This is a genomic window from Noviherbaspirillum cavernae (assembly GCF_003590875.1).
Classification (GTDB): Bacteria; Pseudomonadota; Gammaproteobacteria; order Burkholderiales; family Burkholderiaceae_D; genus Noviherbaspirillum; species Noviherbaspirillum cavernae.
Window position 1 is genome coordinate 2,827,894 of record NZ_QYUN01000002.1, and the last position, 16,400, is coordinate 2,844,293.

The following is a 16,400-nucleotide window of genomic DNA, read 5'->3' on the forward strand; positions in this document are numbered from 1 at the left end:
ATCCACTAATTCGGATCAAAAAAGCGAAAAACCTGTTCGTGACGATTGCCTGCAACCGCAAGGCCTGCCTTGGCGCTCGGTTGCAGATCGAGAGGAGCGCGAGGCGCTTACTTCCGTTTCATGAAAAAGGTAAATACCTGATTTTCTTCGCTATGGGAGAGGAGTTCGTTGCCGGTCTGCTTCGAGAATGCCTGAAAGTCGCGCACTGATCCCGGATCGGTTGCCATGACGCGCAGCACCTGCCCGCTCGCCATTTCCGCCAATGCCTTCTTCGCTTTCAGAATGGGCAGCGGACAATTCAACCCGCGTGCGTCAAGCTCTTTTTGAAATTCCATGGCCATGCTCTCGGGAGAGAGGAATGAATGCAGAATTGGAAATTCTACTCCAAACGCCCGAAATTTGTGCGTCGCAACAAGAAATATCTGTTTTCAGGAAATCAAGATGCCGGCCAGTCGAGATACTCCACCGGCAGACCGCGGGCGCGCATCCAGTCCGCCATGGCGTGGCCGGTTCCGGCGTGCCATGGGCGAAGCTTCTCGGGCGCAATCAGCCGGTAATCCACCAGCTCTTCGGAGAGCCGGATGTCGCCGGCGGCTTTCACGTGATAGGCAATGATGAGTTCGTTCTTGCGGATGAACTCGTAGACGCCGATCAAGCTGATTTCTGTGGCGTCGAGATTGGTTTCTTCCTTGAGTTCGCGCGCCACGCCTTGTTCCGGCGTTTCGCCGCGCTCCATGAAGCCGGTGATCAGTGCAAACATCTTTTCCGGCCAGGCCGCATTGCGCGCCAACAGAATGCGGCCCTCGACTTCGACCAGGGCGGCCAATACCGGAAGCGGATTATCCCAGTGCGTCCAATGTCCGTCGGGGCAGGCGAGGCGGACCTTGCCGCCCTCGCCCACATCCGCGCGCTCGATGAGCTGCGCGGCACACATCGGACAGTATTGGTAGGTCATCCCGCCTCGCCGCGCATCAGGCGCGCTGGCGCACCCAGTCCGCGACGCCATCCAGCGCCTTCGGCAATCCGCTCGGATCGGTGCCGCCGGCCTGCGCCATGTCGGGACGGCCGCCACCCTTGCCGCCGACCTGCTGGGCGACGAAGTTGACCAGGTCGCCGGCCTTCACCTTCGAGGTGGCATCGGACGTCACACCCGCGATCAGGCTGACCTTGCCGTCGTTGACGGCGGCCAGCACGATGGCGGCGGTTTTCAGCTTGTCCTTCAGCTTGTCCATCGTCTCGCGCAGGGTCGGCACATCGGCGCCGGCGAGCGTCGCCGCCAGCACCTTGATGCCGTTGATGTCGGCGGCCTTGGCGAGCAGTTCGTCGCCCTGGCTGGATGCCAGTTTCGATTTCAGCGCGGCGACTTCCTTCTCCAGCGCCTTCACCTGGTCCTGCACCTGACCGATGCGCTGCGTGATTTCTTCCGGCTGGGATTTCAATGCAGCAGCGGCTTCGCTGACGCGAGCTGCGAGGTTCTGCACGTAGACCAGCGCGGCTTCACCCGCCACTGCCTCGACGCGGCGGATACCTGCGGCGACGCCGCCTTCGGAGACGATCTTGAACAGGCCGATGTCGCCGGTGCGGCTGACGTGCGTGCCGCCGCACAGCTCCTTGGAGGAGCCGATGCCGAGCACGCGGACTTCATCACCGTATTTTTCGCCGAACAGCGCCATCGCGCCGTACTTGATCGCATCGTCATACGACATGTGCTGCGCCTGTGTCGATTCGTTCAGGAGAATTTCGCGATTCACGATATCTTCGACGCGGCGGATTTCATCGGCCGTCAGCGGCGCATTGTGGCTGAAGTCGAAACGGGTCTTTTCCGCATCGACCAGCGAGCCTTTCTGCGACACATGCTTGCCCAGCACCATGCGCAAAGCCATGTGCATCAGGTGCGTCGCCGAATGGTTGCGCATCGTCTGCGCGCGCAGTGCGGTGTTGACCTTGGCAGTAATCCTGTCGCCGACCGCGATGCTGCCCTTGGTCATCTTGCCGTGATGGCCGAAGACGTCAGCCTGAATCTTCTGCGTGTCGTCGATAGCGACGGCGGCACTGGCGGATTCCAGCGTGCCCGAATCGCCGACCTGACCGCCCGACTCGGCGTAGAACGGTGTGCTGTCGAGCACCACGATCACATCTTGACCGGCTTCAGCCTTCTGCACGGCACTGCCTTCGACGTACAGGGCGACGATCTTGCCTTCCTGCTCCAGCTTGTCGTAGCCGACGAATTCGGTCTTGTCGCCGCTGTATTCGATGGCTGCAGTCATCTTGAATTTGCCGGCGGCGCGCGCCTGCTGCTTCTGGCGTTCCATCGCGGCGTTGAAGCCTGCCTCGTCGAGTTCGACGTTGCGCTCACGGCAAATGTCAGCGGTGAGGTCGAGCGGGAAGCCGTAGGTGTCGTACAGCGTGAAAGCGGTTTCGCCGTCGAGCTTCTTCGGATTCTTCGTCAATGCGGCTTCGAGAATCTTCATGCCGTTTTCCAGCGTCTCGCCGAAGCGCTCTTCTTCCTGCTTCAAGACCTGTTCGACGCGCGATTGCGCTTCCGCCAGTTCCGGATAGGCGGCGCCCATTTCCGTCACCAGATCCTTGACCAGTTTGTAGAAGAACGGCTGCGTCTGATCCAGCTTGTAGCCATGGCGCAGTGCGCGGCGGACAATGCGACGCAGGACATAGCCGCGTCCTTCGTTGCCGGGAATAACACCATCGACGATCAGGAAGGAGCAGGCGCGAATGTGATCGGCGATGACCTTCAGCGAATTGTTCGCGAGGTCTTTCGTGCCGGTCTCGCGCGCGGCGGCCTTGATCAGGTTCTGGAACAGGTCGATGTCATAGTTGGAATGGACGTGCTGCAACACGGCGGCGATGCGTTCCAGCCCCATGCCGGTATCGACGCACGGACGCGGCAGCGGGTGCATGATCCCCTGGTCGTCGCGGTTGTACTGCATGAACACCAGGTTCCAGACTTCGATGTAGCGGTCGCCATCCTGCTCCGGGCTTCCCGGAGGGCCGCCCCAGACGTCCGGGCCGTGATCGTAGAAGATTTCCGAGCAGGGACCGCAGGGGCCGGTGTCGGCCATCTGCCAGAAGTTGTCGGAGGCGTAGCGCGCGCCCTTGTTGTCGCCGATGCGCACGATGCGCTCGGGCGGCACGCCGATTTCGTTTTGCCAGATGCCGTAGGCTTCGTCGTCTTCCTGGTACACCGTGACCCACAACTTTTCCTTCGGCAGCTGGTAGACCCCGGTCAGCAGTTCCCAGGCAAAGTGGATCGCGTCGCGCTTGAAGTAGTCGCCGAACGAGAAATTGCCGAGCATTTCGAAGAAGGTATGGTGACGCGCGGTGTAGCCGACGTTTTCCAGGTCGTTGTGCTTGCCGCCGGCGCGCACGCTGCGCTGCGCGGTGGTCGCACGCGTATAACTGCGCTTGTCCTGGCCGAGGAACACGTCCTTGAATTGCACCATGCCGGAGTTGGTAAACAGCAGCGTCGGATCGTTGCCTGGCACGAGGCTGGACGAACGGACAATGGTGTGCCCCTTGGATTCGAAATACTTGAGGAATTTTTCGCGGATTTCAGACGAGTTCATGTTCTTTGGCAGATAGGTGGCGAAGCGTTGCAAACCATTGATTATACGTGATAAGCCCCTCTGAATCCGGCAAGAAAAAGCGCGCCGGACAGGCGCTGCAGGCCTTTTTCTGACATGGATTGCCAGCCATCATTGTCATTTGATTAATTGCGCTGCGAGCCTTCGCATCCGCCGATGAACGCCCTTGCACCGGCAGCGTTCGGCACGCCGCATCTGATCAAACCGCAGATGAAAAGACACTGCAGTGAGCGGAAACTGCGCGTCGCGCAGCAAGCCGTTTCAATCAAGAAAACTGCGGGCCGATCACATCGATCCGGTCCGTGCAAAACGCATCCACGCCCCACGACAGGATTTCGCGTGCGCGCCCGGGATCATTGACGGTGTAGCAAAACAGGCCGAAGCCCTGGCCCTTGATTTCGCGCGCCTGATCCGCGGATAACTTCTTGTGATTCGTGTGCAGGGCAATGGCGTCGAGCGCCTGCAATTTTTGTCGCCAATCCGCCGGGATGGCATCGACCAGATAGCCTCGCGGAATTTCGGCGGCCGCATCCCTTGCAGCCGCCAGGGCATCGAAGGAGAACGAGGAAAACAGGGGCAGCGCCGCAGCAGGTGCGCCCGACGCGATCTCCGCAGCAAACAGGCGGCGGGCGATTTCCGCCACCACGCGTCCGGTTTGCACATCAAATCCGGGAGCGGGCTTGATCTCCACATTCATCCATATGTGATGTTTCTTGCAGTAATGCACGGCCTCTTCAAAGGTCGGCACGCACTCGCCTGCGAATTGCACGCCGAACCAGGCGCCGGCATCCATGCGGGTCAGTTCGCCGGCAGTGGCGTCCGACACGTTACCGGTGCCCTTGATCGTTCGGCCGAACACCGGATCGTGCATCAGTATCGGCACATTGTCGGCGGAGAGCATGACGTCGAATTCAACGGCCCTGAACCCATGCTGCACGCCGCAGCGCATGGCGGCCAACGTGTTTTCGGGCGCCAGCGTGCCGCCGCCGCGATGCGCAATGATTCCGGGATAGGGCCACATGCGAATTCTCTCTGGAATGAAGTACACAGAAACGAAGTCTAAAGCACAGCAGTAGAATCAGGCACGGCTTCACGAGCGCGTTCACAACGACCACTTCTTTCGACATTTATCCGCAGGACAATCCACAAGATGACTGACGCATCGCTGAAAAAGGCATTGGGACATATTCGCGTGCTGGACTTGACGCGCGTATTGGCAGGACCGTGGTGCGCGCAGAATCTGGCTGATCTCGGCGCCGACGTCATCAAGATCGAACGCCCCGACACAGGCGACGACACGCGCCACTGGGGGCCGCCCTACCTGAAGGATGCCGAGGGCCGCGACACGGCGGAAGCAGCCTACTACCTCGCCGCCAATCGCGGCAAGCGCTCGGTGACACTCGACATCGCCACGCCGGAAGGGCAGGAAATCATTCGCCAGCTCGCACGCGTGTCGGACGTCGTGCTGGAGAATTACAAGGTCGGGCAGTTGAAGAAGTACGGACTGGATTACGCATCCCTGCGGCGCGAAAAGCCCGACCTGATCTATTGCTCCATCACCGGCTTCGGCCAGACCGGTCCGTATGCGCAGCGCGCCGGTTACGATTTCATCGTGCAGGGCATGGGCGGCTTCATGTCACTCACCGGCGAGCGCGATGATCTTCCCGGTGGCGGGCCGCAAAAGGCAGGGGTGGCGATTTCCGATCTGATGACGGGCATGTACTCGACCATCGCCGTGATGGCGGCGCTGACGCACCGCGACCGCACCGGCGAAGGCCAGTACATCGACATGGCACTGCTCGACGTGCAGGTGGCGATGCTGGCCAACATGAACACCAACTATCTCGCCAGCGGCAACGCGCCGAGACGCTGGGGCAATGCGCATCCGAACATCGTGCCCTATCAGACCTTCGCGACGTCGGATGGACACATCATTGTCGCGGTCGGCAATGACGGCCAATATCGCAGATTTGTCGAAACGGGCGGACGGCCGGAACTGGCAACGGACGATCGTTTTGCCACCAACCCGATGCGGGTGCGCCATCGCGACACGCTGGTGCCACTGCTGGCCGAGATGGTGAAAACGAAGTCCAGACAGGAATGGATCGATGCCTTGGAAATGGCCGGCGTGCCCTGCGGCCCGATCAACAACCTCGACGACGTGTTCGAGAATCCGCAGGTCGAGGCGCGCGGCCTGCGCATCGACCTGCCGCACCCGCACGGCGGCACGGTCAAGCTGGTCGGCAGTCCGATGAAAATGTCGGTCACGCCGCCGCAGTACGAGATGCCGCCGCCGCTGCTGGGAGAGCATACGGCGGAGGTGTTGCGTGAGGTGCTGGGGAAGAGCGAGGAGGAGATTGCGGTGCTGACGGGGAAGAGGATCATTTGATTGTGTGAGGCGGAGGGCTGTCATTCCGAACGCAGTGAGGAATCTCAACCGCCGCGCGCCGTAGCCGGCAACAATTCACCGCTACGGCATCACAACTTCACAGCACGAACCTGAGTTCCTTCACCAGCGCTCCCGGCAATCGCATGCTTCCCGTGCTGCGCGCGCCGTAGGTATCGGTATCGATCAGCAATTCCCGCTCCCGCGTCAATCCGAGCAGATTCTCACCCAGCATGCGGTACAGCGAATCGTCGAAGCGCATCACGTTCAGCGGCGCCTTGATCTCTCCGTTTTCCACCCAGAAGGTGGCGAAGCGGGTCATGCCGGTGAGGCGAAAATTGCTGCGATCGGAGAAATTCAGATACCAGAGATTGCCGATGAACACGCCAGTGTCCAGCTCCTGCAGCGCGCGCGACTGCGGCAGAGCGCCGCCCGCAAGATCGAGCGAATTGGCCGACTCGCCGCCGTCCGCGCCATTGGTCGCGATACCGTATTCCTTCGCCGTGCGCGGGGAAATCATGCTACCCGCCAGACATCCCTGCTCGATCAAGGCGATACGCTCCGGCTTGATGAAGCCCTCGTTCTGGAACGCCGGGGCCAGACCATCGGCGGTGTTTTCCGCCAGCGTCACGGCAGGATTGAGTTGCCATCCTTCATCGCGCATGCGGCGCAGTGAACTCTGCCTGGTCCGCAGGGCCTTTTCCGACAAGCCATCCCAGTTCAGCATGCCGATGATGTCGCTCAACGCAGCCGGCGTGAGATAGGCGCGATATGCGCCGGGCCGGATGCTGATCGGTGTGCGCTGGAGCATGGCGAGCTGCGCGGCGGCGTTTGCAAATTTTTCGCGGAACTCTGCGCTGCTCCATTCAAAACCGGCATGGGTGGTTTTCACCGCCTTGTCGCGACTCTGGTACAGACTCCAGTCGAGATTGAAGCTGGCGCTCTGATGCCAGTTGCGTTGCCCGAACGAATTCGCGAAACCGCGCCAGAGCGGGCCGGCGGCGAGAATGCCAACCATGTCATGGCCTTGGGCCGCAGTCAGCGCCTCGTCGACGATTGCGCCGGTTTCAGGCAACTGCGATGCGGAGATATGCTCGCTCGATTGCACTTCGGTCGAGATCAACAGGTGCGGATCTTCCGGCAATTCCGGCAGGCGGGAACGCAGCCCGTTCAACATGTATTCCAGCAAGGGGCGGTCGGATTCGAGATTGCCCGCCAGCGAGGTCGATGTCTTCGCATGGCGCATGCCATCGATCAGGTGCAGCGACAGATAAATCTGCCGCACATGCCCCGGCTGGCGAATGGCGCTGCGGTTGAAGCGCACGAAATCGGAGGCTTCCGCAGAAAGCCAGCAGGTGTATTGCTCTTTTCCCTTGAGACGCGTATCGAGGAAAGCGGCGAGATCGTGAAAATAATTCTGCATGTCGTTCCGCATTGCTTGCATCATTCGCCCCCAAACACATCGATATTCCCGAACAGGCATGCGGGCGAGGCGTGGCCGACGCGGATCACTTGCGACGGCTCGCCCTTGCCGCAGAACGGCGTGCCCATCACGTTGAAGGTCGATTGATCGCCGACCGCCTTGAGCGAGCGCCAGAAAGTCGCCGAGATGCCGCGATAATTCGGGTTCTTGACGATGCCTTTCAGCTCGCCATCCTCGATCAATCGCCCGAATTCGCAGCCGAACTGGAACTTGTTGCGCGAATCGTCGATGGACCACGACACATTGGTATCCATCAGCACGCCGCGTTCGACCGAGCGGATCATCTCGTCGAGCCTTGAACTGCCGGGTTCGATGTTCAGGTTCGCCATGCGGTCGATGGGCGGGCGATTCCAGCTGCAGGCACGCGAATTCGCCACGCCAGCCATGCCGGCGCGCGCCTGCGACACCGCACCGCCCAGCGGGCGTTCGAGGAGGCCGTTGCGGATCAGGAAGGTACGCTCGGCGGGCGAGCCGTCGTCGTCCCATCCATAGCTGGCGAATTGCTCGGGCCGCGTCGGATCGTAGGTGACGTTCAGCAGATTCGCGCCATATTGATAATGGCCGAACATGTCGAGCGTGACGAAGCTGGTGCCGGCGAAATTGCGTTCATCGCCGAGAATGCGATCCAGTTCGAGCGGATGGCCGATCGATTCATGAATCTGCAGCATCATTTGTTCCGGCATCAACAGCAAGTCCATGCTGCCGCTCGGACAATTCGGCGCGGCGAGCAAGTCAAGTGCCTCCTGCGCGACGCGCCGCCCCGCGCCATGGAATCCGGCCTGCTCCAGCACTTCGAGTCCGCCCTGCCGGCAGTAGCCGTTGTATTGTCCGCCGAGGCTGCGGGTTTGCGTGTCGGCGCCCTGATTGGCGGTCGCCGCGAGGCCCGGGATCAGGTAGCGGAAATGCTGCGCGATATCACCGCCATCCACCGTCAGGTAAAGCTGCGACGACGCGACCGACCAGACCGATGCTTGCCAATCCACGACGCGCGGATCGATGGCGCAGGCATGCGACTCCTGCATCAGCAGGTCGATCAAGTCCTTGCGGCTCCACTCCTTGCCGTTCGGCGAGGCGGGGCTTTCAAACAAACCGCTCGGGCGCGGCAGTGCAATGGCGGAATAGTCGACCACCGAGCGGCCCCGACTGGCCTCGGCCCACGCCTGCGCGCGAGCGATCGCATCCTGCAAGCCGGCGCGCGTCACGTCACTGCTTGCCGCATAGCCATATCCGCCGCGATGCATGACCGTGATCATCGCGCCGCGGTCGATGCCGGACGAAACGGGTTGCAGAACGTTCTGACGCACCGTCAGCTGCTCGCTGGCTTCCTCGACAAAACGCAGGGAGCAGAAGTCGACCGCCGGAGCCAGATCCTTGAACAAGGTTCGGATGGAATCGAACAAGATTCACCTCGATAAGAATGACGAAAAAACAGGATACAGGAGCATTCGACAGTCGGCCCGCTGCCGGACGGCAGGCGAACGGCTCCGTTTGCTCCGCAAAACGCCCTGTTCGCTCCTGCGATCCGCCGTTTCGTCGCATTGCGCTACCGCCGCCGCGCGCGCTTGCCAATAATGCAGCCATCGACGAATCGCCCCACTCAGGAGAAGATCATGGCATTCACTCCCCTCATTCTGACGCATGTATTGGCAGCGAGCGGCGCATTGGTGATCGGCGGCATCACGCTGGCGATGAAGAAGGGTACGCGGACGCATCGCCTGTTCGGGCGCGTCTGGGTGGCGCTGATGTTCATCGCCGCGGCCGTGTCGTTCGGCATCCAGTCGAAGGGACATCTGTCGTGGATACATCTGCTGTCGGCATGGGTTCTGTTGCTGCTCGGCATGTCGATCTATGCGGTCCTCAAGCGCAACATCAAGGCGCATCAAAGACGAATGATCGGTGCCTACATCGGGCTCATCGTCGCGGGCGCGTTCTCCTTCCTGCCGAACCGCCAGCTTGGCACACTGCTGTTGCAGACAACCGGACTCATTTGAGGAAAGCCATCATGTCAGACTCGATCACTCATCACGACGCGAAGCGTCATGTCGAACGCAAGCTCGGCTTCTTCATCCACCTTGCCGTCTATCTGACGGTCAATGGCGGGCTGCTGCTTCTCAACCTGCTCATCGTTCCGGGAAGGTTCTGGGCGTGGGCGCCGCTGTTCGGCTGGGGAATCGGGTTACTATTCCACGGTCTCGCCGTTTTCCTGAGCGCGCCCGGCGCGACATGGAAGGCGCGCATGATCGAGCAGGAAATGAAAAAGCATCAGCGACTCCAATCCGAATGACTTCCTCCTTGCCCGCCCCACTCCACATGCGCGCCCTGTTCCGGCGTTTGCCGACCGACCTGGCCATCGTCACCGTTTTCAACGTGCTGATCGCGGTGACGCTGACCTACCTGGTACGCACGGGAAGCCCCTTGTCAGTGAATCTCGCGTATTCGCTGTGCATCGGCACCCTCGCGCTGCTGTTCTGCGACGTCCCGCGCCTGCTGCTGTGGGGCGAGGGCAAGCCGCCCAGACTGCCGTTCTTTCTGATTCTGGCCATCGCGAATCCGATTGCCTGGTATCTGGGCGTCGGCATCGCCACGCATATTCTCGGCATTCCACGTGAAAACTTCACGCTCGCCCGCGCCAGGAACCCGACCGGTTTCCTCACCTTCTTCGCCCTGGTCTCGCTGTTCATCTGCTGGTACTTCTGGAACCGCGGCAAGCTGCAGCTGCTCGCCGCCGAAGCCGCAACCGAAAAGGCCAGAACCGCCGCCATCGAAAAGCAGGCCATGCAGGCGCAGCTGCAAATGCTGCAGGTCCAGATCGAACCGCACATGCTGTTCAACACGCTGGCCAACCTGCGCGGCCTGATCGCGCTCGATCCGCCGCGCGCGCAGCACATGCTGGACCAGTTGATCCAGTACCTGCGCGCCACGCTCACCTCGTCGCGCGCCGAAAAGACCACGCTGGATCAGGAATTCGCGCTGATGGAAGCCTATCTCGGCCTCATGTCGGTACGCATGGGTGCGCGCCTGTCGCATGACTTGCAGCTGCCGGATGCATTGCGCGATCTGCCGGTTCCGCCCATGCTGTTGCAGCCGCTGGTCGAAAACGCGATCAAGCACGGACTGGAGCCGAAGATGGACGATGGACACATCGGTATCCGTGCGGAGCAGCAGGACGGCATGCTGATCCTGACCGTTGCCGATACCGGACTCGGCCTCGATGCGCCTGTCTCCGACACGCCCGGCACGCATGTCGGTTTGGCGAATGTGCGCGAGCGCCTGCAGGCGCTGTACGGCGAGCGCGCGACGTTCACCCTGACACCCAATGCGCCGACCGGCGTGATCGCCCGACTCACTCTTCCGACAAGACCATGACCAGCCTGCGCGCCATCATCGCCGAAGACGAACCCATCCTTGCCTATTCCCTGGTGCAGACGCTGAACCGGCTGTGGCCCGAGCTGCAGATCGGCGCAGTGCTGGAAAACGGCGTGGCCGCCGTGAGTGAAGCGCTTGCCCAGCACCCCGACATTCTTTTCCTCGACATCAAGATGCCAGGCAAGACCGGGCTTGAAGCGGCGCAGGAACTGGCCGAAGACTGGCCCGAGGACATCCCGTTTCCGCTGCTGGTGTTCGTCACCGCCTACGACGAATATGCGCTGCAGGCGTTCGACCAGGCGGCGGCCGACTATGTGCTCAAGCCGGTGAGCGACGAGCGGCTCGCGAAAACCGTCGACCGCCTGAAGGCGCGCCTTGTGCAGCATCAGGAACGCAACGGCGAGCTGGAGCGCATCGTCGGCCAGCTGCGCGCTCTGGTTCCCGCGCCGTTCGCCACGACCGAACGCCTGAGCATCATCCGCGCTGCCGTGGGCAACCAGATCCGCATGATTCCGATAGGCGAGGTGCTGTACTTCGAAGCGACCGACAAATACGTCAACGTCGTCACCGCCGACAGCGAATCGCTGATCCGCACCAGCCTGAAGGAACTGCTGCCGCAGCTCGACAACGACCGGTTCTGGCAAATCCATCGCGGCACCGTGGTCAACACCGCGTGCATCCAGGCCGCCGTGCGCGATGACAGCGGCAAACTGTCGCTCAAGCTGCACGGCCGCAGCGAAAGCCTCGTCGTCAGCCGCGTCTTCTCCCATCTTTTCAAGCAGATGTAGAACGTTCCCTCGGGTCTTTCGTGCCTTTCTTGCATTGCAATAAAGAAATATTTCGTCTATAACTTGGTGTTAAATCATTGACAACGTGAGCACGCGTGGCCGTTCACACCTTGTCATGGCTATTCGCAAGACCGTGCGTCTTCTCACACCCTGCAAAATCACGAACCGAGGAAGTCCGAATGAACGCCATTCGCCACCTGAAGCTGTCGCATCGCTTTTCCATTCTCATCGCCGTGTTTGCCGTCGGCTTCCTGCTCTATGGCGCGTGGTCGTTCAAGACCATCGGCGAGCTGAAGGTCAACGGCCCGGTCTATCAGCGCATCGTGCAGGGCAAGGACCTGATCGCGGATGTCCTGCCGCCGCCGGAATACATCATCGAGTCCTATCTCGTCAGCATGCAGCTGGAACGCGCAACCGGGAAACCCGAACAGGACGCACTGGTCGATCGGCTGAAGACACTCAAAAGCGAATACGACGCCCGCCATGAATTCTGGCTGAAGGAAACGCTGGAGCCGGAACTGGCCGAACTCTTTCTCAAGCAGGCGCACCAGCCCGCCGTCGCTTTCTATGCCGCCGCCTTCAATGAGTTCATTCCTGCGATGCAAAAGAACGACGGGCAAGCCGCCACTGCCGCGATGGCGAAGATGAACCGCGAGTACGAAGCGCACCGCAAGGCGGTCGATCAAGTCGTGCAGATCACCACCGCGCGCAACGCCGCCGACGAGGCGCAGGCGCGCGAACGCATCGAATCGGCCAATGCACTGTTGCTGGCGATCCTTGCCGCCTCGCTCGGCGCGGCAGTTGCGGTGGCTGCCGTCATCATGCGCGGCCTGCTGGCGGAGCTGGGCGGCGAACCGCGCTACGCCGCCGAAATCACGCGCAAGATCGCCGCCGGCGACCTCACCATGAAGGTCGAGGTCAAGGATGGCGACAGGGACAGCCTGCTGCACTCCATGAAGAGCATGCAGGAAGTGCTGGCGCAGATCGTCGCCAACATCAAGACTGCCGTCGATTGCGTCAGCACCGGCTCGCATCAGATCGCATCGGGCAACGTCGATCTTTCCACCCGCACGGAGGAACAGGCCAACTCGCTCGATGCCAGCGTGACGTCAATGCAGAAGCTCAACCACATCATCAAGCAGAATGCCGATCACGGCCTGCATGCCAACCGCCTCGCGATGTCGGCATCCGAAGTGGCGCTCAAGGGCGGCAACGTGGTGTCGCAGGTGGTGGAAACCATGGAGTCGATCAATGCCTCGTCGAAGAAGATTGCCGACATCATCGGCGTCATCGACGGCATCGCCTTCCAGACCAATATCCTTGCACTGAACGCTGCAGTGGAAGCGGCGCGCGCCGGCGAACAAGGCAAGGGCTTCGCGGTAGTCGCAGCCGAAGTGCGGCAACTCGCCCAGCGTTCCGCCGCTGCCGCACGTGAAATCAAGAACCTGATCGGCGATTCGGTCGACAAGGTGGACACGGGCGCGAAGCTGGTCGATCAGGCCGGCGCCACCATGGGCGAGATCCTCGCCAGCGTCAAGCACGTGAGCGACATCATCGGCGAGATCACCGCCGCCGGCCAGGCGCAAAGCACCGGCATCGACCAGATCAGCCATGCCATCAATGTGATGGATGAAGCGACCCAGCAGAATGCCGCTCTGGTGGAAGAGGCAGCGGCGGCGGCCGAAAGCCTGAAGGATCAGGCCGCCAGCCTGGCGCAACTGGTCAGCGTGTTCAAGGTGGATGAGGCGCGCGTGGCGCGGGCGACGCCCCTTGCAGCAGTGTTGACGTAACCGCAAGGGCTTTGCATTGATTTCGTCATTCCGAACGCAGTGAGGAATGACAGCACAGGCCCTAGCCCGCCGGCTTCACTGCCATCAGATAGATCGCCGGCAGCGGCAACAGCGTTGCAGGAATCCCGGCAACCGTCCACAGCATGGACAGCTTCCAGTACCGCGCCGGGATTTCAGCCTGTGACGCCAGCGGCCTGAGCAGACGCGATTGCGCGATCTGCACCGGCAACAGCACGAACAGCCAGATCAGGCCGCTGCCAATGACCATAAAATAGCTCCAGCGAATCCACGATGTCGCCATCACGCCGCCGTAGAAAGGCGCCATCGCATGACCGGTCGCCATCAGGAGCGCGATGCCGCCCGCCGTGAAGAACACGTCGGTCAGATTCACCAGGCGCGTCGCGTAACGGATGATGCCGACGTCACGCGTGCGGTCGGCCAGAGCCTTCCAGAAGGCGCTGACGATGATGTTGCCGACGAAGAGCGTGACGGCGAAGATGTGCAAGGCTTTCAGGGTTGCTGCTGACATGGTGGCTCCTGCGGTGGATGAATGTTCGGACGTGGGCCATTGTCGCGCCTGCCGCAGGAATTGAGGAGCCGCATGCGACGAAACGCGACATCCGATGCGTGAAACGTTGCTTGCGGCGATGAAATGCGCTTGCCTCATCTGCCGCATCTTCCAGATCGGAACGGCTCAAGCCCTCGAATCATCTCAACATCATGAGCTTCCTGAAATCGGCAGTCATTGACTGCCCATGGCCTTGTCATCCCGGCGAAGCACCCGGATTCGGTGACGTCCATGTGCGACGTCGGATTCCGGCGTACGCCGGGATGGCGGCGACGGCAGCGCAATCGTCCGGTTTTCGGATTCCCGCTAGCCGGCACACACCGGCAATGCCAGTGCCTGCAATACCTCTCCCGTGTCCGACTGCACGAAGGCGGCAACGCCAAGATTCTTCGCCGCGCCGGCCGGCAACGCCAGCGCGCGTTGCAGTTGTGCCTTGCCAGGCGCGCCATTCAGCGCAATCGGGCCGATCCAATCGCGCACCACGTAGTCGTGCTGCAGCGTCACTCCCCGGTTCTCGCCGGCCCTGATCACGCTCGTCAACCCGTTTTCATACAAGGCGACGAACAGCTGCCCGCCTTGCGCCGATTGCGCGTTCACATCGACCGGCAGACCGGCGTCGGAAAGCGCCCCCAGCGCGATACGGATGTCCGCCTGTGCAGGCCGCTCGTTGGCGCGCCGGACCGCTGCCGGTACGCCGCTGCGCCAGTTCCGCAATTCCTTGCCCGCAACGAATATTTCCGGCGTATAGATCGTGCGGCTGGATGCGCGCTCGGACAGCCAGCGTTGCCGCTCGGTGAAGGTCCGTTTCGCGTATATATCTTTCCAGCCGATGTAGTCCCAGTAATCGACATGCAGCGACAGCGGCACCACCTGCTCCGCCGTCAGACCGGCATCCCGCAGTTTGCTGACGAATTGGTCGGCGGGCGGGCAACTGCTGCAACCCTCGGACGTGTACAGCTCCAGCAAGGCAACCGTATGCGCAGGGCTTTGCTTGCTGCAAGCCTGCGCGACGGCATTCGGCCATGGCACGATAAACAATGCGAGGAACAGTGTGAACGACGTTGCAAGCGTTTTCATCGCATCTCCAGAATGGCCGGTCCAGTCCGGTATGCATTGGTCGATGCGTGATACGGAAAACTTACAGCGCGGCCCGCACACGTCCTGCCCTCAGCGCCGCGCCTCGATCAACTCGCGCAAATCGTCCGGCAACATCGCCCGCATCCGTACGGAAACCACCACCTCGTTCTTGCTCCACCACAAGCCTATCCAGATCAGCGCAAAGCCGAGCAAGGTCAGCACCAGCACAAACGCCAGACTATTCCTGAACAGGTGCCATGACAGGTCGCCCAGCACGATCGCAATGCCGATCCCGCCGAACACCGCAAACGTCCGCCGTCCCAGCACCGCGCCGATGAACACCAGGCCGAAGTGGATCGCCAGATACACCAGCTTGCCCGACAAGCTGCCCGAACCCATCAACGACAGCGCACCGCAGAACGTCAGCAAGCCGAACAGGTACAGCCAGAATGCGTAATCCTTGTCATGCCGCGAGCGCAGATCGACAAAGAACGCGAACAGCAGCATCACGAGGCCGAACACCAGCGAAATCATCTTGCGCAGTTCCCACGCCGCGCCGCCGAACCAGCCGCCCGGCTCGCCGCTCGCCTGCGTCAGCAGCGCCGGCACGATGTCCATGCCCATGTACCAGAGCGTCACCGCCACCGGCATCATCAGGAACGGATAGCGGAAGCGCCACAGCATCGCCGCGCCCGCCACCAGAGTCGCCAGTTCCATCACCAGCCAGCGCCAATCGATGTAGCGGTGGTAATCGCGATAATGCTGCGCATGCGGACCATCGCTCCAGAATCCGAGCACATGCTGCAAGGCGTACACCGCCAGCGGCACCAGCGCGATCGCGAGCGTCGCAAAAATGCCCGCCGGCACACCATGACTGCGCTTCTCCAGCCACGCGGCAACCCCGATCGCCGCCAGCGCATAAGCCACCGACAAACCCAGCAACGCGCCCATGCCCAGCGCATCAACGGCAATCGTGGTGAACAATGTCGCCGCCCCGATCGCCAGCATGCCGCCGAGGTAATACAGCACATTCGTGCCATTGAATCGCGTCCCATTGCGCGCCCCATTGCGTGCCCGATTGTGCGGCGATTGCGTATCCCGCTGCACCAGGAAGGCGAACAGCGCATCGATCGCCACCGGATCGAGCACGCCCGCCTTTACCGCCGCCTCCAGATCTTCCCTTCTGACCGTCATGGACCACTCCTTGTCATTATTGCCATTGCGGAATGTATCGCGTTCCACAGCCGGCTGGGCGGAGAACTTCGCCAGCCTATTGTCGCGATACGCGCAGTCTCGGCCGGCGATACGGGACCGCCACCCTTGGCAGACCTGGCGCACTACCC

General features: G+C 61.6%; 15 protein-coding genes. 6 read left to right on the forward strand and 9 right to left on the reverse strand.

All coding sequences use genetic code 11. The annotated features are described in order from the left end of the window. Window positions 1–107: 107 nt before the first annotated feature. The 4 genes from D3870_RS13265 to ugpQ all read right to left on the reverse strand — a co-directional run bounded on the left by D3870_RS13265 (window position 108) and on the right by ugpQ (window position 4,620). Window positions 108–335: a sulfurtransferase TusA family protein gene (locus D3870_RS13265; RefSeq protein WP_119742082.1), complete on the reverse strand. Its 228-nt coding sequence runs from the start codon at window positions 333–335 to the stop codon at window positions 108–110. Between the two features lie 101 nt (window positions 336–436). Then, window positions 437–955, reverse strand: coding sequence for an NUDIX domain-containing protein (locus D3870_RS13270; protein ID WP_119739777.1), 519 nt, complete (start codon window positions 953–955; stop codon window positions 437–439). A gap of 16 nt (window positions 956–971) precedes the next feature. Beyond that, a complete protein-coding gene (gene alaS / locus D3870_RS13275) occupies window positions 972–3,581 on the reverse strand; it encodes an alanine--tRNA ligase (RefSeq protein WP_119742084.1) in 2,610 nt (869 codons plus the stop codon). A 283-nt stretch (window positions 3,582–3,864) separates the two neighbouring features. Next, a complete protein-coding gene (ugpQ, locus tag D3870_RS13280) occupies window positions 3,865–4,620 on the reverse strand; it encodes a glycerophosphodiester phosphodiesterase (RefSeq protein WP_119739779.1) in 756 nt (251 codons plus the stop codon). Window positions 4,621–4,749: 129 nt separating this feature from the next. On the opposite strand from ugpQ, the gene D3870_RS13285 reads away from it, so the two are divergent. After that, complete coding sequence (locus tag D3870_RS13285) at window positions 4,750–5,988, forward strand: CaiB/BaiF CoA transferase family protein (protein ID WP_119739781.1); 1,239 nt, start codon at window positions 4,750–4,752, stop codon at window positions 5,986–5,988. A 97-nt stretch (window positions 5,989–6,085) separates the two neighbouring features. Here the strand turns inward: D3870_RS13285 and D3870_RS13290 are convergent, their stop codons facing one another. Both D3870_RS13290 and D3870_RS13295 read right to left on the reverse strand, forming a co-directional pair. Continuing rightward, window positions 6,086–7,408: a metallopeptidase TldD-related protein gene (locus D3870_RS13290; RefSeq protein ID WP_119742086.1), complete on the reverse strand. Its 1,323-nt coding sequence runs from the start codon at window positions 7,406–7,408 to the stop codon at window positions 6,086–6,088. Between the two features lie 20 nt (window positions 7,409–7,428). Beyond that, the gene (locus D3870_RS13295) at window positions 7,429–8,868 is read right to left on the reverse strand and encodes a TldD/PmbA family protein (protein ID WP_119739783.1); all 1,440 of its coding nucleotides are present in this window, start codon (window positions 8,866–8,868) and stop codon (window positions 7,429–7,431) included. A gap of 210 nt (window positions 8,869–9,078) precedes the next feature. Between D3870_RS13295 and D3870_RS13300 the strand changes: the two genes are divergently transcribed. The 5 genes from D3870_RS13300 (at window position 9,079) to D3870_RS13320 (ending at window position 13,412) form a co-directional block, all read left to right on the forward strand. Further along, a complete protein-coding gene (locus tag D3870_RS13300; RefSeq protein ID WP_158590457.1) occupies window positions 9,079–9,459 on the forward strand; it encodes a DUF2306 domain-containing protein in 381 nt (126 codons plus the stop codon). 11 nt (window positions 9,460–9,470) lie between these two features. Next, window positions 9,471–9,752: a 2TM domain-containing protein gene (locus D3870_RS13305; protein ID WP_119739786.1), complete on the forward strand. Its 282-nt coding sequence runs from the start codon at window positions 9,471–9,473 to the stop codon at window positions 9,750–9,752. Window positions 9,753–9,760: 8 nt separating this feature from the next. Further along, window positions 9,761–10,834, forward strand: a complete 1,074-nt coding sequence (locus tag D3870_RS13310) for a sensor histidine kinase (protein ID WP_242489970.1) — start codon at window positions 9,761–9,763, stop codon at window positions 10,832–10,834. Beyond that, complete coding sequence (locus D3870_RS13315) at window positions 10,831–11,622, forward strand: LytR/AlgR family response regulator transcription factor (protein WP_119739790.1); 792 nt, start codon at window positions 10,831–10,833, stop codon at window positions 11,620–11,622. The genes D3870_RS13310 and D3870_RS13315 overlap by 4 nt, the downstream gene beginning before the upstream one ends. A 179-nt stretch (window positions 11,623–11,801) precedes the next feature. Then, the gene (locus D3870_RS13320; protein WP_119739792.1) at window positions 11,802–13,412 is read left to right on the forward strand and encodes a methyl-accepting chemotaxis protein; all 1,611 of its coding nucleotides are present in this window, start codon (window positions 11,802–11,804) and stop codon (window positions 13,410–13,412) included. A 61-nt stretch (window positions 13,413–13,473) separates the two neighbouring features. Here D3870_RS13320 and D3870_RS13325 read toward each other — a convergent pair whose 3' ends face one another. The 3 genes from D3870_RS13325 to D3870_RS13335 all read right to left on the reverse strand — a co-directional run bounded on the left by D3870_RS13325 (window position 13,474) and on the right by D3870_RS13335 (window position 16,251). Beyond that, window positions 13,474–13,941 (reverse strand): DUF2269 family protein, encoded by a 468-nt coding sequence (locus tag D3870_RS13325; RefSeq protein WP_119742088.1) that lies wholly within the window; start codon window positions 13,939–13,941, stop codon window positions 13,474–13,476. Window positions 13,942–14,286: 345 nt separating this feature from the next. Further along, complete coding sequence (locus D3870_RS13330; protein WP_119739794.1) at window positions 14,287–15,057, reverse strand: DUF1223 domain-containing protein; 771 nt, start codon at window positions 15,055–15,057, stop codon at window positions 14,287–14,289. Between the two features lie 90 nt (window positions 15,058–15,147). Then, the gene (locus tag D3870_RS13335; RefSeq protein WP_119739796.1) at window positions 15,148–16,251 is read right to left on the reverse strand and encodes a DUF2157 domain-containing protein; all 1,104 of its coding nucleotides are present in this window, start codon (window positions 16,249–16,251) and stop codon (window positions 15,148–15,150) included. Between the last annotated feature and the right edge of the window lie 149 nt (window positions 16,252–16,400).